This is a genomic window from Aliidongia sp., from assembly GCF_035943795.1.
In the GTDB taxonomy this organism is placed as follows: domain Bacteria; phylum Pseudomonadota; class Alphaproteobacteria; order ATCC43930; family CGMCC-115725; genus Aliidongia.
The window spans coordinates 79257-100228 of the sequence record NZ_DASZBY010000034.1; the positions used below are offsets into that span (position 1 = coordinate 79257).

Here is a 20972-nt window from a genome sequence, read left to right on the forward strand (position 1 = left end):
TAGTGATCCATCATGAGTGAGCCCGTTCCCCACCATCAGGACCCGTCGGCCGAAAATTACGGCGCCGACCAGATCAAGGTGCTGCGCGGCCTCGACGCGGTGCGCAAGCGGCCGGGCATGTATATCGGCGACACCGACGACGGCTCGGGCCTGCACCACATGGTCTACGAAGTCGTGGATAACGCGATCGATGAGGCGCTGGCGGGCTGGTGCGACACCGTCGAAGTGACCATGAACCCCGACGGGTCGGTCACGGTGCGCGACAACGGCCGCGGCATCCCGACCGACGTGCACAAGGAGGAAGGCGTGTCCGCCGCCGAGGTCATCATGACCCAGCTGCATGCCGGCGGTAAGTTCGACCAGAATTCCTACAAGGTCTCGGGCGGGCTGCACGGCGTCGGCGTCTCGGTCGTGAACGCGCTGTCGAGCCGGCTGGATCTGGTGATCTGGCGCGCGGGCCAGGAACACACCATGAGCTTCGCTCATGGCGACGCCGTGTCGAAGCTGGAGATTACCGGCACGGCGCCGATGATGCCGGCCGACAGCAAGCGCCCGGGCACCCAGCGCACCGGCACCCAGGTGACGTTCCTGCCCTCGACCGAGACCTTCACCAAGGTTGATTTCGATTTCGCGACCCTGGAGCATCGCCTGCGTGAGTTGGCCTTCCTCAATTCCGGCGTGACCCTGGTGCTGAACGACCAGCGCACGGCGGAGTGGAAGTCCGTCACCATGTTCTACGAAGGCGGGCTCGAGGCGTTCGTGGCCTATCTCGACAAGGCGAAGCAGCCGCTGCACGCGCCGGCGATCGTGGTGTCGGGCGAGCGCGAAGGCATCACCGTCGAGGTCGCCATGCAATGGACCGACTCGTACCACGAGTCGATGCTGTGCTTTACCAACAACATCCCGCAGCGCGACGGCGGCACTCATCTGGCCGGATTCCGCGGCGCGCTCACGCGCACCATCAACAATTACGCGACCGAGAGCGGCATCGCGAAGCGCGAGAAGGTGGCGCTGACCGGCGACGACGCGCGCGAGGGCCTGACCTGCGTGCTGTCGGTCAAGGTGCCGGATCCGAAATTCTCGTCCCAGACCAAGGACAAGCTGGTGTCGTCCGAGGTCCGCCCGGTGGTCGAGGCGATCATCGGCGACAAGCTGCAGCAATGGTTCGAGGAACATCCGACCGACGCGCGCAAGGTCATCGCCAAGGCAGTCGAGGCCGCTGCCGCGCGCGAGGCCGCGCGCAAGGCGCGCGAGCTGACGCGGCGCAAGGGCGCGCTCGATTTCGCGAACCTGCCGGGCAAGCTGGCCGACTGCCAGGAACGCGATCCGACCCAGTCCGAAATCTTCCTGGTCGAGGGCGACAGCGCCGGCGGCTCGGCCAAGCAGGGGCGCAATCGCAAGTTCCAGGCGATCTTGCCGTTGCGCGGCAAGATCCTGAACGTGGAGCGCGCACGGTTCGACAAGATGCTGTCGAGCCAGGAAATCGGCACGCTCATCACGGCGCTCGGCACCGGTATCGGACCCGACGATTTCAACGTCGAAAAGACGCGCTACCACAAGATCATCATCATGACCGACGCCGATGTGGACGGCAGTCACATCCGCACCCTGCTGCTGACGTTCTTCTTCCGGCAGATGCGCGCGCTGGTCGATGCGGGCTATCTCTACATCGCCCAGCCGCCGCTCTATCGCGCCAAGCGGGGCTCGTCCCAGGCGGTCTATCTGAAGGACGATGCAGCGCTCGACGAATATTCGATCAGCTCCGGCCTGAACAATGCCGTGCTGGTGCAATCGGACGGGCAGCAGCGCGGCGGCAACGATCTGCGCGATCTGGTCGACAAGGCGCGCTCCTGCCGCAGCTGGGTCGAACCGCTCGGCCGCAAGATCGGCAGCAAGGATCTGATCGAGCAGGCAGTGATGGCCGGCCTGTTTTCGCCGGGCGTGTTCGCCGACCCGGAGTTGGCGGCGGCGGCGGCAAAGGAGACGGCGCGCCGCATGGACCGCCTGTCGAACCCGGACGAGGAGGCGTGGAATTCCGCCGTGGTCGAGGGCGAAGGCGTGGGTTTCATGCGCATGGTGCGCGGCCTGCAACAACGTTACGTCATCGATCCGATCTCGGCCCGCAGCCAGGAAGCCCGCCGCCTCGACGACCAGAAATCCTATCTCCTGGGCACGTTCGAAGCGCCGGCCACGCTCCAGGCCCGCGATGCCGAAACGAAGATCCCCGGTCCGACCAAGCTGCTGGACACGGTCGTGGAGTTCGGCCGCAAGGGCGTCGAAGTACAGCGCTACAAGGGCCTGGGCGAGATGAACCCGGACCAGCTGTGGGAGACCACCCTCGACCCCAATGCGCGCGCCCTGCTGCAGGTCAAGGTCAGTCACGAGGATTCGGCCGAGGAGACCTTCTCGACCCTGATGGGCGACATCGTCGAACCGCGCCGGGAGTTCATCCAGACCAACGCGCTGAACGTGTCTAATCTGGACGTGTAGCCAGCCGCTCGATCTCGGCGACCGCCCGGCCCAACCCATCCTCGGTCCTCATGGCGGCGCCCAACGCTGCGGCGCGGGAGCGCAGGGCGGCATCGTCGGCCAGGGCGATCCCGCGTCCCAGCGCCGAGGCCGTCAGGTCTTTCGCGGCGAACCAGGGCGGCGCCACCCCGGCATGGCGCAGGCAGTCCGCCCAGAAGAACTGATCACCCGCGAAGGGAACGACGACGGATGGCACGCTGGCGCGGGCGACGGAGTGGCTGGTGCCGGCACCGCCATGGTGGACGACCATCGAGACCCGGGGAAACAGCCAGTCGTGCGGCGTGTCGCCGATGGCGAGGACATGGGCGGGCAGGTCGGTCGACCCGACACCGCTCCAGCCGGGATAGAACAAGGCCCGTCGCCCGCCGAGGGCAGGGATCAGCGCCGCCAGCAAGCCCAGCCGGTCGAGCCCCGCCATGCTGCCGAAGCCCACATAGAGCGGCGGGTCGCCCGCCGCCAGGAAGGCGTCAAGGGCGGGCGGTGGGGTCCAGGCCGTTGCCGGTATCGCCCACTGGCCGCAGACCAGGGCGCTGTCCGGCCAATCGCGCGGGCGGGGCAGCAGGCTGGGCGAAATTCCGTACAGCATGGGGTGGTTTGTCCACAGCCGACGGCGGGGTGCCAGACCCATCGTGCCCGTCCGTGCGGCATTGAGCCTTGCTCGAAACGCGCGCCAGATCAGGCCATTCACCAGGCGGTGGCTCGTCCGGTTGAGCCAGCCCGGGATCAGGCCGGGGCGCAGGAACGGCGATGGGAATTCCGCAGTCGGCGTGATCGGGATCAGGCCGGTGCCGATCGCCGGAATGCCGAGATGTTCGGCCACCGACAGGCCGACGAAGGCCGCGAGACCGCCGAGGATCACGGCATCGCAGCCCTGGGCCGCTTCCAGGGTTTCGCGCATCCAGGCCTCGGCATTGGCATTGGCGATATGGGCCAAGGTCTTCGCCGTATCGGCGAACCCGCCGCCCCGGTCGACGGCGCCGGAAAGGGCCTCGCCCAGCGCCGCCTTGATATCCCCTGAGATCGCGGTCGCGGGAACGTCGAGCGCGGCGGCGGAGCCGAGAGTGGCTGCGTCTGCCAGCAGGCGCGCGTCATGGCCGGCATCGATCAGGGCCCGACTCAGCGCCGCCAGCGGGCGGGTGTCGCCCTCGGTTCCATAGGTTACGGTGACGAACTTCATGCGTCCTCGCCTTGCGAGAGGCAGCATGCGCATGTCACGATGATCCGTCAATGTGCATTATTATACAGTGTGCAAATATCTCATGGCCACTCCTCGACCCGAAGTGCCCGACCGCCGTCAGCGCAAGCGCGACCGGACGCTGGACCACATAGCCCGAACCGCGTTGCGGCTGTTCGAGGCGTTGGGCTACGACGCGGTGACCATGGAGCAGGTCGCCGCCGAGGCCGATATCGCCCGGCGAACGCTGTACAATCATTTCCCGGTCAAGGAAGCCATCCTCGCTTACTCGATCCATGCCCAGCTCGCCGCGGATCTGGTGCTGCTCGGGCCGGCGATCGCGCGGCATCGGACGCTGGCGTCGCGACTGTCGCACCTGCTGGACGCCTCGGCCGACTGGTGCGAGGCGCATCGCGCCTACCTGCCACCTTATCTCCGCTTCCGACTGACGGGCAGCGACGGGCGCGCGGGCGGGGAGGCGGGCGACATGGTCGGCGCCTTCGCTCTGCTGATCGACGAAGCGCAGCGCACGGGAGAATTGCGCGGCGATCTCGTCGCCTCGCATCTCGCCGTGCTGCTGCACCATCTCTATTTCGGCGCGTTGATGCGCTGGCTGGCGGACCCCAGCTTGGTGCTGCGGGGCGAATTCGCCGTGGCGCTCGATCTTTTCCTTCACGGGGCAGCACGCTCGCCGGCCCCCGTATCCGGATAGAGCGGACATGGCGCATCGAATTTCGGTCGGCCTCATCTCCGATACCCACGGCTTACTGCGGCCGGAGGCGATCGAGGCGCTGCGCGGGAGCGACGTCATCATCCACGCGGGCGACATCGGCGATCCGGCGATCCTGACCGAACTCGCTCGTCTCGCGCCGGTGACGGCGATCCGCGGCAACATCGACAAGGCCGCGTGGGCGGCCTCGATCCCCGAGACCGAAGCGATCGGGGTCGGAGGATTGCTGATCTATGTCATCCACAATCTCGCCGACCTCGATCTCGATCCCGCGGTTGCCGGGTTTCGGGTGGTCGTCCATGGCCATTCCCACCAACCCGGCCTGAAGGACGCGGGCGGCGTGATGTTCGTCAATCCGGGAAGTGCGGGCCCGCGCCGGTTCCAACTGCCGATCTCGGTCGGTCGCCTCTCGATCGAGGATGGCCGGGTCGAGGTCGAGTTGGCGGAGATCGAATTGCCGAAGCGATAGGGCGGGTTCGCAAGGGCATTGAACGCAATTCAGCTTCAGGCGGTGACGGGGCCTTTCGGGTGGTTCAGCACGACCACCTCGAAGCGAAAGGTTGAACCGGCCTTGTAGGCGCCGCCCTGCCGGAAGAAGCGGTTCATCAGGTCGCGCTGGGCATTCTGCTGGGCGACCGATGCGTGACCGACCCAGACGCTGCCCTCGTTCTCCAGAGTGGATGCGAAAGGATACTCGTCGCGGCTCTGGATGCCCGGCACCAGTTCCAGAGTCAGGCGGCGCAATTGCCGTTTCTCGGCCTTCGGGCGATAGACGTAGGTCAGGATCCGGGGCCAGCCGGCCATCTGCGCGTGCCAGATGTTGTCGGCGATCTCGCGGATCGAGTCGTCGAGATAGTCATATTCCATCTGCGGCAGCGAGGTTCCGTCGCCTATGCCCATCCGCCTTTCCTCACATCTGCCGTGGGTCCGTGACCGGAACGCTGGTGTGCCAACGTTCCGGCGAGGAGCCTACAGGCTGTTGAGGAACGCGACGAGGTCCGATTTTTCCTGTGAGGTGAAACCGACGTTGAAACGCTGGTCGTAGAAATTCACCGCATCGATCAACTGCGCGGCCGAACCATTGTGGAAATACGGCGCGCGGCTGGCCAACCCGCGCAGGATCGGGCCTTTGGTCTTGCCGATGTCGTTGCATTTGCCGCTGAGCATCGCGCGGCCGAGGTCCGTCACATAGATCGGCGTATTCGCCGGATGGAACGGGGTCGCGACCGAGCATTGCACCGTGAAGACCGGCAGGCCGGCGGTATCGAGCGCCGGCGGCGCATCCGGTCCGGCCCCGGCGATGCCGATGTTCAGCGGCGCCTTGACCGAATGGTCGCCGCCGTTCGGCGTGTCGTGGCAGGTGCCGCAGGAGCCGGCGAAGCTGGCGGCGCCCACGACGTCGTTGATCCCGGCAACGCCGGTGATGTTGATGGTCTTGGTATTGAAGACCGCCTGGCCACGTGCGATCGCCGCCCGGGCGCGCGCTACTTCGCCGCCCCGCAGGTTCGTCCAGAAGTCATACAGGTTGAAGATGACGCTGGTGAAGCTGGCCCCGGTCGGATTCAGACCCAGCGGGTCGTTGATGCCGACATAGAACGGGATCTGCGACAGCGCCACCGCGCCGCCGGTCGCGCCGCCGCCGTTGAGCGCCAGGGCATGGTTGTCGAAGACCTGCGCGGTCGTGAGCCCCATTTCGAAATTGACGATCTGCGCCACCTGCGCCGGGGTCGGTGGGGTGCCTTGGGCATGGCCGGTGACCGCGTCGGTCGCCTGCTGCGCCAGATCCTGTTCCAAGGTCGCCTGCGTCGCCGGTGCCGAGGGCGGCGGCAGCAAACCGCCTTCGCGGCCATCCCACATGACGGTGCTGAGCAGGCGCAGATTGGTGCTGGGCAATGGCCGCCGATAGGCCGAGACCATGCCCGTCGTCGGGCTGGTCAGCCCGGTGCCCGGATCGGTGTTGCAGCCGTGGGGATCGTCCACGTGGGTGATCGAGAACTCGCCGCCGGGCAGAACCGGCAGGCCGATGCGGATGAGGCCCTTGCTCAGCAGCAGACTGTAGGCACGGATCCGGGCGCGGAATGTCGAAGTGTCGGCCGTCGGACAGACGGCACCGTCGACCGGCCTGAAGATCGGATCCTGTCCGCCGCTCAGCAGGAACCGCGTCTGGATTCCCTGGGTGCTGACGCTCCAGCCCTGGTCGGGCTGATGGCAGCTGAAACAGGTGCGGCCGTTGGTGCCGAGGCTCTGGAAGAACGCGTTGTCCTTGGTCGAGGTCGGGCCGGTCGGCTGATAACTCTCGATCAGGCCGCTACCATCGATATCGATCTCGTCCTTGGGAATGATCCGGGGCGTCGACTGGGCGGACAGCCGCTCGATATCGCGATCGTGCCGGGCGTTGAACAGGTGGAAAATCTCGGATTCCACCGAACGGCGATCGTTGTTCGGCTCGCTCGCCAAGGCAGGAGCAGCGAAAACTATACTGCTCGACAGCAAAGCCACAGAAGACATCAAAAGAAATTTGACGTGCCTATGGCGTGACGGATCAATCATTTTCCCTCCCCCTTCGCAGTATTTATTTGTCTACAACGTAAGGTCGTAAAAATTCTTGCCGCACATTACCATCTGAGTACCATGATACCGTCAAATCTGCTTGATGGCTATGGTCTTTTCAATCGAAGTGGGCTTTTTAGGAGACTTTGAGCGGATGCCGACTGCGAATTGCAGCCTGCATCATTTCCGCGGATTTCGTTGTGAAGCCGGCCATACCGTCGCCCCTTGGAGCGCTCTCTGGGCGGAAGCGCCGTCGGCCTCCGTCGATGCCGTGGCGGCGGCTTCCCGGATGGCATACCGACGATATTCACAGCCAGTCGAAGAATCGACGTATCCTGGATGCCTCTGGCTGCGTATGGGGCGCATGGATACTCAACCCGACATCGACACGAGGGGCCTGTTCGAGGCCCGGTACGCTGCGTTCCTGGCGAGGATCGCCGCGCTTCGACCGCGATTGCACCGCTATTGTGCCCGCATGACCGGCTCGGTCCTCGATGGCGAAGACGTGATGCAGGACGTGGTGTTCGAGGCCTACCGCAAGCTGGATGGCTTCGACGACAGCCGCGCGCTCGATCCGTGGCTGTTCCGGATCGCCCATAACCGATGCATCGATTTCCTGCGCCGGCGCGCGGTTCGAGTGGGGGCGGAAGCGGCGGTGGCCGAACCGGACGTCGTCGCGCCGAGCGATCCGGCCGGTCTCGACGTCGGTCACGCCATCGAACGTCTGGTGGTCGTCCTGCCACCCAAGGAGCGGGCCTGCGTCCTCTTGAAGGACGTGTTCGACTATTCGCTCGAGGAGATCGCCGATCTGGTCGGCTCGACTGTCGGCGGTGTCAAGGCCGCGCTCAGCCGCGGCCGCGGCAAGTTGGCGATGGTGCGGGACGCGCCCAGGGCCAGCAGGCTCCCGGACCCGGCCGCCCTGGAACTGCTCCGCCTCTATGTCGAGCGGTTCAATCGCGGCGACTGGGAGGGGCTGCGCGCGCTCGCCAGCGCCGACGCGCGGTTGCGCGTCGCGGATTGCTTCTCCGGACGCCTCGCGGACTCGCCCTATTTCGCCGAATACGAGCGCGCGGCGGCACTCTGGCGCCTGGCGCTGGGCGAGGTGGATGGCGAAACCGTGCTGATCCTTCTGAGCGACGCCGGAAACGGCTGGGCCCCGCACGCCGCGATCCGGCTCAGCGTGATCGATGGGCGTATCGAGCGCATCGAGGATTATTTCCAGTGCCCCTGGATCCTGCCGGCGGCGGCATCCGTCGTCCTGAAAGCGGATCCGCCCCGTATCCTTTAGCCCGCGGGCGCCGTAACGGGAGCGCAACCTTCACCGAAGCGCCTTCGGTGACAACGGAGATCGCACCCATGCCTGCAACGATCGATTTCTATTTCGATTTCATCAGCCCCTATTCCTATCTCGCCAGCGTCGTACTGCCGCGTGTCGCGGCGGAACGATCGGCCGTGATCCGCTATCGGCCGGTAGGCCTGCTCGACCTGATGCAAATCGTCGGCAACCGGCCGACGACGATCGAGTGCCGGAGCAAGGGCAGCTATGCCATGGTCGATCTGCAGCGCTGGGCGAAGCGCTACCAGGTCGATTTCGCCCCGAGCCCGTTCTGGCAGGGCATCGATTTCGCCGAATTGGGCCGTGGCCTGCTGGTGGCCGAGGACGAGGGCCGGGCGGCCCGCTACGTCGATGCCGTCTACCCGGCGGTCTATGGTCGGCCGATCGACCTCAGCCAGCGCGCCGAACTGGTCGCGGTGCTGGACCGCGCGGGCTTCGATGGTGCCGAACTGCTCCGACGCGCGGGTGCCGCGGACTATGTCGCCCGGCTGGCGCAGGGCACGGCCGAGGCGGCGGAGCGCGGCGTGTTCGGTTCGCCGACGATGATCGTCGATGGCGAGATGTTCTTCGGCAACGATCGTTTGGATTTCCTGTCCGAGGCCCTTCGGTCGGCCGCATGACGAGATCGGGTCCGCGGGAAGCAAAGGCTTTCCCGCGGACCCGGGACTATTTCCGCTTCACCTTCTTGCGCTCGGTATGACGATCGCACCAGCCGATGAATTCGCGGTACCACAGCACGGAGTTCTGCGGTTTCAGGATCCAGTGGTTTTCATCGGGGAAGAACACCAGACGCGACGCCACCTGCCTGGCCCTGAGCGTGTTGTAGTAGGCCAGGCCCTGGTAGTAGGGCACCCGGTAGTCGAGCTCGCCGTGGAGCACGAGGGTCGGCGTCGCGAAATGGGCGGCGTAGTGGTGGGGCGATTGCCGCAGCACCGCCGCCTCGTCCTCCCATGGAAAGGCGCCCAGTTCGTGGCCGAACCAGAAATAGCCGTCCGAGCCCATCATCGAGACCCAGTCGAAGCAGCCGGCATGGCAGACGTAGGCCCTGTACCGGTCGCCGCGCACGTGGCCGTTCATGTAGGCGACCATATAGCCACCATAGCTGCCGCCGGTCGCGACCACCCGTTTGGGGTCGATATAGCCGGTGGCCAGCATATGGTCGGTGCCTGCCTCGACATCGGCCAGCTCGCGCCGGCCCCAGTCGGCGTTGATCGACGAGACGAAATTCTGCCCCCAGCCGGTCGAGCCATGATAGTTCACGGCGGCCACGACATAGCCGCCGGCGGCGAACAGCTGCATGTTCCAGCGCCAATGCCAGACATCGCTCCAGCAGGTGTGCGGCCCGCCGTGGATGACCTGCATCAGCGGCCATTTCGCCTTGCCCGGCTTGTCCGCATCGAAATCCGGCGGCGTCACGATCCACATCTGCACCGGGTCGCCGTCGCAGCCCTCGATCTCGACCGATTGGGCCTGGGCGAGGGTCAACTGACCCAACAGCTTGGCATTGAATTGCTCGATGGCGCGCTCGCCGGTCCCGTCGATCGCGGCCGCCAGCAAGGTCGGCGGCTGGGATTGCGATGACCGGGCATAGACCAACGTCCGGCCGTCGGAAGACAGGCGCAGGTCGCCCGCCGTGCCGCCATGGCCGGGACCCCGGATGAGTTCCGTCGGCGCGCCGCCGGCGATGTCCAGCCGCCAGACCGGCTGGGCGATTTCCGTCTCGGCCGTGAAATGGAGTGTCCGGCTGTCGGCCGCCCAGACCAGCGGGGCGTTGACGCCGCGATCCCAGCCGGTCGTCAGCGGAGTGACGGCGCCGCCGTCGCGCGCGATCAGCCAGGCGCGCTCCTGCTCGTTGTAGATCTTGCCCAGATCGCTCGACAGAAACGCGATCCATTTGCCGTCGGGTGAATAGCTGGGTGCGCCGTTGGCCCGCTCGCCATCCAGGACGCCGCCGCCGGTGCGGTTGACCCATTTGCCGCTCTTCACCGTCATCGTCACGATGTCGGTCAGCGAGAAGGCACGGGGATCCGGCGTGAAATCGTGGACGAAGGCGATTTCCGTGCCGTCCGGGCTGATGTCGAACTGGCCGGCGCCCGGTTCCTGCGACGGCAGATGGAATGGCGTGCCGGCGAACAGGTCGCGCACCTTGCCGGACTCGATGTCGGCCACATGCAGGTGCGGCTTGCGCCCGCGCGGAAACCAATGGTCCCAATAGCGATAGTGATTTTCTTCGACGACGATCGCCTTGACCTTGTCGTCCTTGTCCTGGCGCAGGCGCCTCGCCTGGGCCTTCGTGCCCGCCAACTCGGGCCAGACCCACGAGACGAGGGCGATGCGCCGGCTGTCGGGGAACCAGCGCAGGCCACCGACGCCGGTCGCCAGGTTGGTTACGCGCCGTGCCTCGCCGCCGTCGGCCGGGATCAGATAGATCTGGTCAGCCTCGTCGGCCTCCTTGCCGTCGCCGCGCTTGGAGGCGAAGGCGATCCATCTGCCGTCGGGCGACCATTGCGGATCGGAATCGCGCTTGCCCGAGGTCAGCTGCTTCTGCGTCCGGCCGTCGGTCGCCAGCAGCCAGAGCTGGCTCGTACCCTCGTTCTCGTCCATGTCGTAGCGCGTGACCGCGGCGCAGGCCCAACGCCCGTCGGGCGATACGGTGGCCGGGCCGATGCGCTTCAGGGCCCAGAGATCCTCGGTGGTGATCGCGCGCTTCGACGAGGCCATGGAATTCGCTCGATGGTTCAAGGGGCGGAGAGTTTAGGCACGGAACGCCCCGCAAATCACCGGCCCTTCCGGTCCGGCCGCCGGAACCGTGACGCCGGCTCGGCGCTTGTAGAAGGGTCGAGGCAGGCAGGAGAACGATCGTGGCGTCCGAGCAGCAGATCCAGGAAAGCGAAAAGCCGGTCGTCGCCGGGCGGGCACCCGACGGTGTGGCTCCCCAGTCGCGTGCCGCGTACGAAGCCGGCATGCGGGATCGCGCCAAGATCGCCGACGTGACGGTGGATCCGGATCTGACGGCGGCGGTCGGCCCGTCCGAGGGGGCAGGGGGCGGCGGCAACGTCGAGCCCGTGGCGGCCGCGCGGACCGAAAAGCTGGCGGAGTGAGCGGCCTCGGCCCTCGCCGCGTCCCTTTCCGATGAGGCGGGTGCGCAAGACGCAATCGTCGCTGGGCTTGCGCCTCGCAATGCGGACGGCGTCCGCACTGGTCTCGCTCGCCTGGGCACCGAGCCGGGTCGCCGTCGCCCTGGTCGGCGCGCCGGGCCGCGTGACCGAGGTGCCGAAATTCGGCTCAAATCCCGGCGCCCTCAAGATGTTCGTCTATCGGCCGCCCGGCCGCCTGGCGGCCGGCGCGCCGCTAATCGTCGTGCTGCACGGCTGCGGCCAGGACGCGGCCGCCTTCGCCGAGAATGCCGGCTGGCTCGCTTTGGCCCAGGCGCTGGGCGCCGCCCTGGTACTGCCGCAGCAGAGCACCGAGAACAATCGCGGCCGCTGCTTCAACTGGTTTCGCCCGTCGGATACCAGGCGCGGCGGCGGAGAGACCCTGTCGATCCGCCAGATGGTCCGCACGGCGACGACGCTGTTCGAGTCCGACCGGCGCCGGGTCTATGTCGTGGGACTGTCGGCCGGCGCCGCCCTGGCGGTGGCGTTGCTCGCGGCCTATCCGACCGTATTCGCCGGCGGGGCCGCCGCTGCGGGTGTGGCGCTCGGCACGGCCGGCGGTCCGTTCGAGGCCCTGTCGCGCCTGCGTCGGGCGAACGGACACCGCAGCCGCGACATGCTGGCGAGCGTGGTCCGTGCGGCGGGGCCCGCGAGCCGATCCCGAACCTGGCCGCGCCTGTCGATCTGGCAGGGCGAGGGCGACCGCACGGTCGATCCGGCCCACGGCGAGATCCTGGCGGCGCAATGGAGCGCCGTGAACGGCCTCGACCCGCTCCCGCGCGCCGATACGCAGCCGATGCCCGGCGTCCACCATCGCGTCTGGGGCACCGCGCGGCGAAATTCGGTCGAGCTCTGGACGATCGCCGACATGGGGCACGGCTTCCCGGTCGACGCGAAGACTCCGGGCTGCGGCCGCCCCGGCCCCTGGGTGCTCGATGCCGGCATCCCGGCCGCGCGCCACATCGCCCGGTTCTGGGGACTGGAGCCGGCGATCGCTTGACTATGCCGTCCGCTCGACCGTCCTGATTTCGATCTTCGACGTCAGGGTCCGGTGGACCGGGCATTTGTCGGCGATCTCCATCAGCCGTGCGCGGGTCGGTGCGTCCAGGTCGCCGGTCAGCGTGATCTCGCGGTCGATGACTTCGAGCTTCATGTCCTTGCCGTCGCAGCCGACGCAATCCTCGATATGGATCCGGCGATGGCGCAGCGCGACGCGCACGCGCTCCAGGGACAGTTTCTTGCGCTCGGCATAGAGCCGCAGCGTCATCGACGTGCAGGCGCCGAGCGCCGACAACAGGAAATCATAGGGACCCGGACCGGTGTCGCCGCCGCCGACCGCGACCGGCTCGTCGGCCCGCAATCGATGGCTTCCCGCTGTCACCCGCTGCTGGAGCGGGCCTTGCCCCGTCTCCTCGACCACGACGAGGCCAGGCTCACCCGGGTCGACGGTCGGGGCGGCGCCCGCGTCGGGCAGATAGCGTGCCGCCCATTGCGCGATCAACGCCGCGGCATATTCCGCATCGGCCGGCCGGGTCAGCAGGTGGTCGGCGTCGTCGAGCGAAACATAGCTCTTGGGGTGGCGCGCGGCGGTGAAGATCTCGCGCGCATTGTCGACGCCGACCACCTGGTCGACCGGGGAATGCAGCACCAGCAATGGGCGGCCCAGATCGTGGATCCGCTGCTTCTGGTCCTGGGCGCGCACGTCGTCGAGGAAGCCGCGGCGGATGGTGAAGGGCCGGCCTGCCAGGTTGACGGCGGCTTCGCCGGCGCGCTCGATCTCGCTTACCTCGTCGCGGAAATGGTCGACGATATGCGCCGTGTCATAGGGGGCCGCTATGACGGCGACCGCGCGCACCTCGGGCGCGCTACCAGCGACCGCCAGCACGGCGGCACCGCCGAAGCTGTGGCCGATCAACAGGCTGGCCGGCCGCCCGGTCTCGCGCATGTGGGCCAGGGCCGCCTTGAGATCGTCCGTGTTCGAACTGAAATCGGTATTCGCGAAATCCCCGCCGCTGCCGCCCAGGCCGGTGAAATCGAAGCGCACCGTGGCGATGCCGCGCTGGGCCAGGGCGGCCGCGATGCGGGCCGCCACGTGGATGTCCTTGCCGCAGGTGAAGCAATGGGCGAACAGCGCGTAGGCACGGACCGGTTCCGTCGGCAGATCCAGTCGGGCGGCCAGGCGATGGCCCTCGGTGCTGGGGAAATCGAACCGCTCGACCGGCATGGCCTTCTCCTCGCTGGGCTGCTTCGAACGGATGCTACTGCACCGGGCCGGCGTCGCCAAATTCCAGGGCATCGCCCGTTTGATTTGTCGGCTGTCGCCGGGCGAGAATGGACGGGCGGATATTTTCGGAAGGAAGCAGATTTGGAACAGGAAGAGGCGACTCGCGCCGGAGGGCGGCCATGACCGACGCTCCGGACCCTGCCACGATCGCCGCGGCGCGCAGCGTCATCGCCGCCCGGCCGTCGGCGTTCAACCAGGCGGTGGGGCTGCGCCTGTCCGAGTGGATCGAGGGTCGGGCCACCGTCGAACTGGACGTCACCGGCGATCATCTGAACCGCAGCGGCGTCGTCCATGGCGGCGTGCTGATGACCATGATCGACGTCGCCTGCGGCTATGCCGGGACCTGGACCCCGGCGGCCGACGGTGCCCGGCTGTGCGTGACGCTCGATCTCACCACCAGCTTCGTGGCACCGGCACTCGCCGGCCGGTTGACCACGATCGCGACCGTCGCCGGCGGCGGCCGGAAGATCTTCTTCGCCCGCGCCGAAGTCCGCGACGAGGCCGGCGCCTTGCTCGCCATGGGCCAGGGCTCGTTCCGCTATCGGTGATCCGCTTCAGGCGGATTCGCTCGCGCCGACCGGCGGGGCGACCGCGCGATGTCGAGAATGCCGTGTATTCTCCGCTCGTCCCCAGCGGGCGAATATGCGATATTCGTGCCTTGCCATCCGGGCGGCACCAAGTGTCGCGCCCGTAGCCCTTAAAGGTGCCAGATGTCCATTTCCCCCGTTTCGTCCCTGCTGTCCTCCTCGCCGCTCACGGCCTCGGCGGCCGTCGGCACGCAGAACGCGCTGCTCCACACCACGATCGGCCAGCGTACGATCAAGGATCAGATCGATCTCAGCAAAGAAGCGATCGCCCTGCTGGATGGCGGCACGCCGCCTGCCGCCAAGTAACCTGCCCGCCGGCCAGAGCGCCGGCGCCCAGCCTTAGCCCATGCCGAATTTCGTTGCCGTCGACGATCCGGAAGACCCGCGGATCGCCGCCTATCGCCAGATCCGCGAACGTGATCTGGTCGGGCGCGAGGGCCATTTCATCGCCGAGGGCGAGGTCGTGCTCGAGGTGCTGGTCGCGAGCGCGCGGCACCGTCCGGCCTCCCTGCTGATCGTCGAAAAGCGGATCGAACGGCTGATGCCGCTGCTGGCCGGCCTGCCCGACGACATACCGATCTATCGCGCGACCCAGGCGGTATTCGACGCGATCGCCGGCTTTCCCATGCACCGCGGCATCCTGGCGATCGGTCGGCGCGCGCCGCTGCCCCCGGCTGAAGATCTCCTGGCCGCCCTGTCGCCGCGCGCTCTGGTGGTGGTGCTGTTCGGCATCGCGAACCATGACAACATCGGCGGCATCTTCCGCAACGCCGCCGCCTTCGGCGCGGACGCGGTCATCCTCGACGGCGCCTGCTGCGATCCGCATTACCGCAAGGCGATCCGCGTCTCGGTCGGGGCCAGCCTGATCGTACCCTTTGCGCGATTGGCATCGGGCGAGGATGCGGTCGACCTGTTGGGCCGGCACGGCTTTGAAACGCTGTCGCTCACCCCTGCCGGGACCACGCCGCTCGCCGGGCTGAAACGGGCGCCCCGCGTCGCCGCCCTGTTCGGCACAGAGGGGCCGGGGTTGCCGCCGGACCTGTTGCGCCGGACCCGTACCGTCGCCATCCCGATGGCCGGCGGCTTCGACAGCCTCAACGTGGCGACGACCAGCGGCATCGTGCTGCATCATCTGGCTTGCGGCGATACCGAAGCCGGATGATGCATCGGCGCGGAGCCTAGTTCCCGTTGCCGCCGTGGGTCAGGGTTTCCTCGACGATCATGTGGTTGGACCCGGCATCGTAATAGTCGGTGGTCTTGCGGACGTCGCCGACGATCCAGGCATAGGTGTTCGGCAATGCATCGCCCAGCCGATTGTGGAACGCGTTATAGGCAATCTCGAAGGTTTGGTACGTGTCCTTGATGTTGACCTTTCCGCGGCAGACGGTGCTGGGAACCGGCTTGCCCGAAATATAGTAGGTCGTGAATTCGAGCGAGGCCTCGATGCGCGTCCGCTCCGAACCGTAGAGGTCGACACCCTGGATCGCGGCGGTCTCGGCTCCATTGATCGCGGCGGCGATGCCGAACTGGGTATGCCCGAAATCCCGGCAGGTCTCCTGGAGGATGCCGGTGGTGCTCGCGTTGAAGATCTTCTGGCCATGCCAGTCGAGCTTGCCGCGCGGCGGCGGAACCGGTTTGTCGCCATCGAGCGCGAAATTGTACATGTAGGACGGTATCCGCTGCTGCCAGAACGTGACGGCATGCTGGAACAGGCTCGAATTCTCCGTGAACACGGCGATGCCCATCATCGCCTCGATCATGCTCAGTTCCCAATTGCCGTTGTCGGGGCTGCCGGCATAGATCCCGGGCACGATGGCGTTGGTCAGCATGGCGCTGAACGCCGCGATGTCGGGTGGGGCCCAGCCGACGTTGGCGGCGCGAATGATCTCGGCCGCCCGCGGCCATTTCGATCCGTCCCAGGCCGCCTGGAGCGGGGCATTGGACAGCGAATAGCTCTTCACCTTCGCATAGGCGTTCAGGATCGCAATGGCATTGGCCGCATAGGCCTTGTTGCCGGTGATCCAATAGAGCAGTGCCTGGGTATAGGCGGCGGTCCCGTCATTGTCGGCCGCCGTGCAGCCGAGATTCGGGTGGGAATAGGATCCGCATTCGATGGCGCCGTTTGCGGGCGGCCCCTGCAGCTTGTACGTCGGCTTGCCATAGGGGCTCGCGATCGCCTTCAGATAGGCTGAATAGAACGGATCCGCCTTGGCAACGACCTGGGCTTTCATGAAGTTCAGCTGATTGAGACTCAACAGCACGCCGGGATGTCGGAAAATCTGCGTCGCAGGCGCGACTTCCGATTCGGCCGCCCCGGCGGGGCCGCCGGCGATCGCCAGCAGCAGGGCCATCCCGGACAACCCGAAACGCGCTGCGCTGTGGACGATATAGATCACGGGATTCTTCCCGCCCGGCTTTCTGTTTGTCATGACGTTTCCTCCTGAGGCCGTGGGGATTCCGGTTGCCGGCCGCACGGCGTCCGGTTCGCCGCAGCCCGGTGTGGGATCGTCGCGCCGAATCTTCTTGGGCGGTCGATGTGCTTTCCGAAGAGATCAGGTCAATTTTCAGGTGCGGGATCCGAGAGATTCCACAGTAAAATTTCCAAGATAAAATCGAGAATTGATGGTAAAAATGGAATATTTCAGAATATTGTCAATGATAAAAATATTTATGATAGTATAAACTAAAGTATATTTAGAATAATTAGTATTTCAGATAATTTCTAATCTAAGTTTAGACTGATTTTTACGGCCCGATCGAGATCCAGCGGGATGGATGAAAGGCGAACTCGTTGTCTTGCCATCCATGGACGCGGGAGCGGACCAGCATGCGCTCGACCGGGGTGTCGAGCGGAATGAGCGGCACGGCGGTCAGCAGGCGCTGCTCGGCCTCGCCCAGCAACGCGCTGCGCCGGGCCGGATCCGGCTCGTCTTCGGCACTGTGCATCAGGGCTTCGAACGCTTCGTCCACATAGCCCATCACGTTGATCTCGCCATGGGCACGCATGCCGTTCAGGAATTCCAGCGGATCGCCGGACGCGCCCACGATCTTGGCGATCGCCAGGTCGTAGTCACCGTTCATCAGGGCGTCCAGATAGGTCCGCCATTCGCGGTTGACCAGCTCGAGTTCGATGCCGAGCGGCTTCCACATCTCGACGATGGCCGCGAGGCGCTTACGATCGAGCCGGTTGGTCCGATGGATCAGCGCGATCTTGAGGGGAGTCTTCGGGTCGAGCCCCGCCGATGCGACCAGGGCCTTCGCCTCCATCCGCCGCTGGGCGATCGGCTGCCCGCAGCCTTCCATCGTCGGCCCCTGGTAGCCGGGCGAGTGGGCCGGCACGTAGCTGCAGCTGCGCGTGCCGCCCGTCGGATCGACATTGTCGGTCAGCACCGTCCGGTCGATGGCGAGCGCCAGCGCGCGCCGCAGCGCGAGGTTGGTGCCGAGCGGCTGGCGGCGCAGGTTGATGATGACAAATTCCGTGCCGAAGATCGGCACGATGTGCAGGTCGCCGGGCAGGGTGCGGCGCGCCGGCTCCAGGTCCTCGTCGCTGACCGAGGCGATGTCGACCTCGCCGGTGCGGTAGAGCTTGAGCGCGGTGGCGTCGTTTTCCAGCACCCGCCATCGCACTTCGTCGAGCGCCACCTTGTCCGCGTCATGGAATTGCGGGTTGCGGTGCAGGACCAGCGCCAATTGCGGCACCCGCTCGGCCAGCACGAACGGTCCGTTCGACACCAGGACCGCAGCTTTGCTCCAATTCGCTGGGTCAGCCTCGACATCCGGCCGGTAGACCGGCATGGCGAACGGATAGGACAGCATTTCCGGCAGGAACGGCGACGGACGGACCAGGCCCAGGTGCAGGGTATGGGCATCGGTTGCGACCACGTCGAGCGGCACGTCGGAGTTTCCGGCGATCCAGGCCTCGGCGCCAGTGAGGTTGGCCAGCTGGGAGGCCATGGGCGCATGGGTCCGGGCGTCGAGTTCGCGCCGGAAAGCGAAGACGAAATCATCCGCCGTCAGCGGCGTGCCGTTCGACCAGCGTGCGTCGGGCCGCAGATGGAAGGTCCAGGCCTTGCCGTCGGCCGTGACCTCCCAATGGTCGGCGACACCCGGCAGCACGCGGCCATCCGGTCCGCGCGCGGTCAGCCCCTCGTAGAGATCGGATTCGATCGCGGTTTCGAGACCACCAGCGGTGCGATGGGGATCGAGCGTCTGCGGTTCGGCGCCGGCGATCCGGCTCAGCGTGCCGCCCGCGCGGGCCGGCCCGATCATGGCCGATCCGCCCGCGAGAAGCAGGATGGCCGACAGCGCGATGAGGCGTCTCATGGTCTCTTCCGGGTTGCGGGAGTTGTCCCCGATCGAAAGAGACCATGAAACCGGTTGACGGGCGGCTAAAAAACGCCCGGATCGCGCCTCATTGGGTGTGCTCGTCGGAATCCAGCGCGAAGACCAGGACGGAGCGGCCGGTGACGCCATAGGATTGGCCGGTATCGAAGATCTCCTCGCCGGAGCGGTCTGGCGCATTGGTGTCGATGCGCAGGGTCCAGGTCGCATGGCCAGCCGATTCCGGCAGGGTGAAGTTCACCAGGTCGTAGTGGCTGTTGAACACGACCAGCAGGGTGCGATCGTCGCCGCGCTTGCGCACGCCGGTCGGCTGGGCCCGGCCATCCATCAGCATGCCGAAGCAACGCATATTCTCGTCGGCCCAATCCTCGTCCGGCATCTCGCTGCCCGAGGCGTTGATCCAGGTCACGTCCTTGACACCCAGCTCCTCGTTCGTAGTGCCGGTCAGGAAGCGCTGGCGACGCAGGATCGGATAGGTGCGGCGCAGTGCCGTCAGTTTTTCCACGAACCGGACCAGGTCTTGGCCGCGCGCGCCGAAATCCCAGTCGACCCAGCTGATCTCGTTGTCCTGGCAATAGGCGTTGTTGTTGCCCTGCTGGGTGCGGCCGAACTCGTCGCCAGCCAGGAGCATGGGCGTACCATGGGCCAGCAGCAGGGTTGCCAGCATGTTGCGCACCTGCCGTTCGCGCAGTGCCACGATCTCCGGATCGTCGCTCGGGCCTTCGACGCCGCAGTTCCACGAGCGATTGTCGGAGCTGCCGTCGCGATTGTCCTCGCCATTGGCGTCATTGTGCTTGTCGTTGTAGGTCACGACGTCGTTCAGCGTGAAGCCATCATGGGCAGTGATGAAATTGACGCTGGCCCAGGGCTTGCGGCCGCGCCGGTTGAACATGTCGCCCGATGCGCAGAGGCGCGGCGTAAGGGCCGCCGCCGGCGCCTCGCCCTTCCAGAAATCGCGGGCCGTGTCGCGGAACTTGTCGTTCCATTCGGCCCAGCCCGGCGGAAAGCCGCCGACCTGGTAGCCGCCCGGGCCGCAATCCCACGGCTCTGCCACCAGCTTGACCTTGTCCAGGATCGGATCCTGACAACAGGCCTTGAGGAAGCCGCTCTGATTGTCGAAGCCGTTGACCTCGCGTGCCAGGATCGTGCCCAGGTCGAAACGGAAGCCGTCGACCTGCATCTCCGTCACCCAATAGCGCAGGCTGTCGGTCACCATCTGGATGACGCGCGGGTGGCTGATGTTGAGCGTGTTCCCGGTGCCGGTGTCGTTGATGTAGAAGCGCTTCTGGTCGGGCAGCAGGCGATAGTAGGACGCGTTGTCGATGCCTTTGAACGACAGGGTGGCGCCGCGCTCGTTACCTTCGGCGGTGTGGTTGTAGACCACGTCCAGGATGACCTCGAGCCCGGCATCGTGCAGGCGGGCGACCATGTCCTTGAATTCGGCCAGGCTCTTGCTGGGATCGGCGGCATAGCGCGGATCGGGCGCGAAGAAGCCCAGGGAATTATAGCCCCAATAGTTCGTCAGCCCCTTGTCGAGCAACTGGCTGTCGTTGACGAACATGTGGATCGGCAGCAGCTCGACCGACGTCACCCCCAGCGACTTGATGTGCTGGACGACCTCCCTGGTCGCGAGGCCGGCGAAGGTGCCGCGCAGGTGCTCCGGCACGGCCGGGTGGCGCTTGGTGTAGCCCCTGACATGGGTCTCGTAGAAGATCGTCCGGTCCCAGGGGATCCGCGGGCTGTGGCTCTGCTGCCAGTCGAATCCCGGATCGACGACCACGCATTTCGGCATGTAGATGGCGCTGTCGCGCTCGTCGAACGACAGGTCCTCGTCCGCATGGCCGATAGTGTAGCCGAAGCAGGCGTCGTTCCACTTCAGCTGGCCGACATGGGCGCGGGCATAGGGGTCGAGCAGCAGCTTGTTCGGATTGAAGCGATGGCCTTCCTCGGGCGCGTAGGGGCCGTGCACGCGATAACCGTAGAGCTGTCCCGGGCCGACCTCGGGCAGGTAGCCGTGCCAGATCTCGTCGGTGTATTCCGGCAGCTCGATGCGCTGGCCCTCGCGTCGCCCGTCCTCGTCGAACAGGCAGACCTCGACCTTGGTCGCGTTGGCGGAAAACAAGGCAAAATTGGTGCCCTTGCCGTCCCAGGTGGCACCCAGGGGATGCGGCAGGCCTTCGCGGATCGTCCGTTTGAGGAACTCGGTCAAGGGGCGCTCCTGGAGCATGGAAATTCGGATGGGGGACGCCGGCCGCACGCGGCCGGCTTCTTCAAACACGCGAGCGG

18 protein-coding genes are annotated in these 20972 nt (G+C 66.4%); 10 read left to right on the forward strand and 8 right to left on the reverse strand.

Going from position 1 to position 20972, the window contains the following annotated elements:
• The first annotated feature begins 12 nt into the window (after window positions 1-12).
• Window positions 13-2490, forward strand: a complete 2478-nt coding sequence (gyrB, locus tag VGV37_RS05000) for a DNA topoisomerase (ATP-hydrolyzing) subunit B (protein WP_326878525.1) — start codon at window positions 13-15, stop codon at window positions 2488-2490.
• Here gyrB and VGV37_RS05005 read toward each other — a convergent pair.
• The gene (locus VGV37_RS05005) at window positions 2474-3706 is read right to left on the reverse strand and encodes a glycosyltransferase (RefSeq protein WP_326878526.1); all 1233 of its coding nucleotides are present in this window, start codon (window positions 3704-3706) and stop codon (window positions 2474-2476) included. The two genes, gyrB and VGV37_RS05005, sit on opposite strands and share 17 nt — an antisense overlap.
• Window positions 3707-3788: 82 nt before the next feature.
• On the opposite strand from VGV37_RS05005, the gene VGV37_RS05010 reads away from it, so the two are divergent.
• Window positions 3789-4415 (forward strand): helix-turn-helix domain-containing protein, encoded by a 627-nt coding sequence (locus VGV37_RS05010; protein ID WP_326878527.1) that lies wholly within the window; start codon window positions 3789-3791, stop codon window positions 4413-4415.
• 7 nt (window positions 4416-4422) lie between these two features.
• Entirely contained in the window at window positions 4423-4902 is a 480-nt protein-coding gene (locus tag VGV37_RS05015; RefSeq protein WP_326878528.1) for a metallophosphoesterase family protein, read from the forward strand.
• 35 nt (window positions 4903-4937) lie between these two features.
• Here the strand turns inward: VGV37_RS05015 and VGV37_RS05020 are convergent, their stop codons facing one another.
• Entirely contained in the window at window positions 4938-5333 is a 396-nt protein-coding gene (locus tag VGV37_RS05020) for a hypothetical protein (protein ID WP_326878529.1), read from the reverse strand.
• Window positions 5334-5402: 69 nt separating this feature from the next.
• Window positions 5403-6857: a hypothetical protein gene (locus VGV37_RS05025; RefSeq protein WP_326878530.1), complete on the reverse strand. Its 1455-nt coding sequence runs from the start codon at window positions 6855-6857 to the stop codon at window positions 5403-5405.
• A gap of 490 nt (window positions 6858-7347) precedes the next feature.
• Between VGV37_RS05025 and VGV37_RS05030 the strand changes: the two genes are divergently transcribed.
• Complete coding sequence (locus VGV37_RS05030) at window positions 7348-8271, forward strand: sigma-70 family RNA polymerase sigma factor (RefSeq protein WP_326878531.1); 924 nt, start codon at window positions 7348-7350, stop codon at window positions 8269-8271.
• A 68-nt stretch (window positions 8272-8339) separates the two neighbouring features.
• A complete protein-coding gene (locus VGV37_RS05035) occupies window positions 8340-8939 on the forward strand; it encodes a 2-hydroxychromene-2-carboxylate isomerase (RefSeq protein ID WP_326878532.1) in 600 nt (199 codons plus the stop codon).
• A gap of 46 nt (window positions 8940-8985) precedes the next feature.
• Here the strand turns inward: VGV37_RS05035 and VGV37_RS05040 are convergent, their stop codons facing one another.
• Window positions 8986-11040, reverse strand: a complete 2055-nt coding sequence (locus VGV37_RS05040; protein WP_326878533.1) for a S9 family peptidase — start codon at window positions 11038-11040, stop codon at window positions 8986-8988.
• A gap of 140 nt (window positions 11041-11180) precedes the next feature.
• On the opposite strand from VGV37_RS05040, the gene VGV37_RS05045 reads away from it, so the two are divergent.
• Window positions 11181-11420 carry a hypothetical protein gene (locus tag VGV37_RS05045; RefSeq protein WP_326878534.1) on the forward strand — a complete coding sequence of 80 codons (240 nt, stop codon included), beginning with the start codon at window positions 11181-11183 and terminating at the stop codon, window positions 11418-11420.
• Window positions 11421-11460: 40 nt separating this feature from the next.
• The gene (locus tag VGV37_RS05050; protein WP_326878535.1) at window positions 11461-12474 is read left to right on the forward strand and encodes a PHB depolymerase family esterase; all 1014 of its coding nucleotides are present in this window, start codon (window positions 11461-11463) and stop codon (window positions 12472-12474) included.
• Here VGV37_RS05050 and VGV37_RS05055 read toward each other — a convergent pair whose 3' ends face one another.
• Window positions 12475-13698 carry a bifunctional alpha/beta hydrolase/OsmC family protein gene (locus tag VGV37_RS05055; protein ID WP_326878536.1) on the reverse strand — a complete coding sequence of 408 codons (1224 nt, stop codon included), beginning with the start codon at window positions 13696-13698 and terminating at the stop codon, window positions 12475-12477. It lies immediately after the preceding gene.
• 179 nt (window positions 13699-13877) lie between these two features.
• On the opposite strand from VGV37_RS05055, the gene VGV37_RS05060 reads away from it, so the two are divergent.
• The 3 genes from VGV37_RS05060 (at window position 13878) to VGV37_RS05070 (ending at window position 15507) form a co-directional block, all read left to right on the forward strand.
• Window positions 13878-14306, forward strand: a complete 429-nt coding sequence (locus VGV37_RS05060; protein ID WP_326878537.1) for a PaaI family thioesterase — start codon at window positions 13878-13880, stop codon at window positions 14304-14306.
• Window positions 14307-14468: 162 nt separating this feature from the next.
• Window positions 14469-14651, forward strand: a complete 183-nt coding sequence (locus VGV37_RS05065; protein ID WP_326878538.1) for a hypothetical protein — start codon at window positions 14469-14471, stop codon at window positions 14649-14651.
• 40 nt (window positions 14652-14691) lie between these two features.
• On the forward strand, window positions 14692-15507 hold the full coding sequence (locus VGV37_RS05070; RefSeq protein WP_326878539.1) for an RNA methyltransferase: 816 nt from the start codon (window positions 14692-14694) through the stop codon (window positions 15505-15507).
• Window positions 15508-15523: 16 nt separating this feature from the next.
• Here the strand turns inward: VGV37_RS05070 and VGV37_RS05075 are convergent, their stop codons facing one another.
• From VGV37_RS05075 to glgX, 3 genes are all read right to left on the reverse strand, one after another.
• The gene (locus VGV37_RS05075; protein ID WP_326878540.1) at window positions 15524-16774 is read right to left on the reverse strand and encodes an alginate lyase family protein; all 1251 of its coding nucleotides are present in this window, start codon (window positions 16772-16774) and stop codon (window positions 15524-15526) included.
• Between the two features lie 316 nt (window positions 16775-17090).
• Window positions 17091-18668 (reverse strand): peptide ABC transporter substrate-binding protein, encoded by a 1578-nt coding sequence (locus VGV37_RS05080; protein ID WP_326878541.1) that lies wholly within the window; start codon window positions 18666-18668, stop codon window positions 17091-17093.
• Between the two features lie 88 nt (window positions 18669-18756).
• Window positions 18757-20913 (reverse strand): glycogen debranching protein GlgX, encoded by a 2157-nt coding sequence (gene glgX, locus VGV37_RS05085; RefSeq protein ID WP_414637924.1) that lies wholly within the window; start codon window positions 20911-20913, stop codon window positions 18757-18759.
• Window positions 20914-20972 lie beyond the last annotated feature (59 nt).

Excerpts from the sequence above, each read along its gene's own strand:
- gyrB (WP_326878525.1), top strand. The coding sequence starts at position 13 with ATGAGTGAGCCCGTTCCCCACCATCAGGACCCGTCGGCCGAAAATTAC.
- VGV37_RS05040 (WP_326878533.1), bottom strand. The coding sequence starts at position 11,040 with ATGGCCTCGTCGAAGCGCGCGATCACCACCGAGGATCTCTGGGCCCTG.
- VGV37_RS05060 (WP_326878537.1), top strand. The coding sequence starts at position 13,878 with ATGACCGACGCTCCGGACCCTGCCACGATCGCCGCGGCGCGCAGCGTC.
- VGV37_RS05055 (WP_326878536.1), bottom strand. The coding sequence starts at position 13,698 with ATGCCGGTCGAGCGGTTCGATTTCCCCAGCACCGAGGGCCATCGCCTG.
- VGV37_RS05075 (WP_326878540.1), bottom strand. The coding sequence starts at position 16,774 with ATGACAAACAGAAAGCCGGGCGGGAAGAATCCCGTGATCTATATCGTC.
- VGV37_RS05005 (WP_326878526.1), bottom strand. The coding sequence starts at position 3,706 with ATGAAGTTCGTCACCGTAACCTATGGAACCGAGGGCGACACCCGCCCG.
- glgX (WP_414637924.1), bottom strand. The coding sequence starts at position 20,913 with ATGCTCCAGGAGCGCCCCTTGACCGAGTTCCTCAAACGGACGATCCGC.
- VGV37_RS05035 (WP_326878532.1), top strand. The coding sequence starts at position 8,340 with ATGCCTGCAACGATCGATTTCTATTTCGATTTCATCAGCCCCTATTCC.
- VGV37_RS05065 (WP_326878538.1), top strand. The coding sequence starts at position 14,469 with ATGTCCATTTCCCCCGTTTCGTCCCTGCTGTCCTCCTCGCCGCTCACG.
- VGV37_RS05070 (WP_326878539.1), top strand. The coding sequence starts at position 14,692 with ATGCCGAATTTCGTTGCCGTCGACGATCCGGAAGACCCGCGGATCGCC.
- VGV37_RS05010 (WP_326878527.1), top strand. The coding sequence starts at position 3,789 with ATGGCCACTCCTCGACCCGAAGTGCCCGACCGCCGTCAGCGCAAGCGC.
- VGV37_RS05030 (WP_326878531.1), top strand. The coding sequence starts at position 7,348 with ATGGATACTCAACCCGACATCGACACGAGGGGCCTGTTCGAGGCCCGG.
- VGV37_RS05020 (WP_326878529.1), bottom strand. The coding sequence starts at position 5,333 with ATGGGCATAGGCGACGGAACCTCGCTGCCGCAGATGGAATATGACTAT.
- VGV37_RS05015 (WP_326878528.1), top strand. The coding sequence starts at position 4,423 with ATGGCGCATCGAATTTCGGTCGGCCTCATCTCCGATACCCACGGCTTA.
- VGV37_RS05080 (WP_326878541.1), bottom strand. The coding sequence starts at position 18,668 with ATGAGACGCCTCATCGCGCTGTCGGCCATCCTGCTTCTCGCGGGCGGA.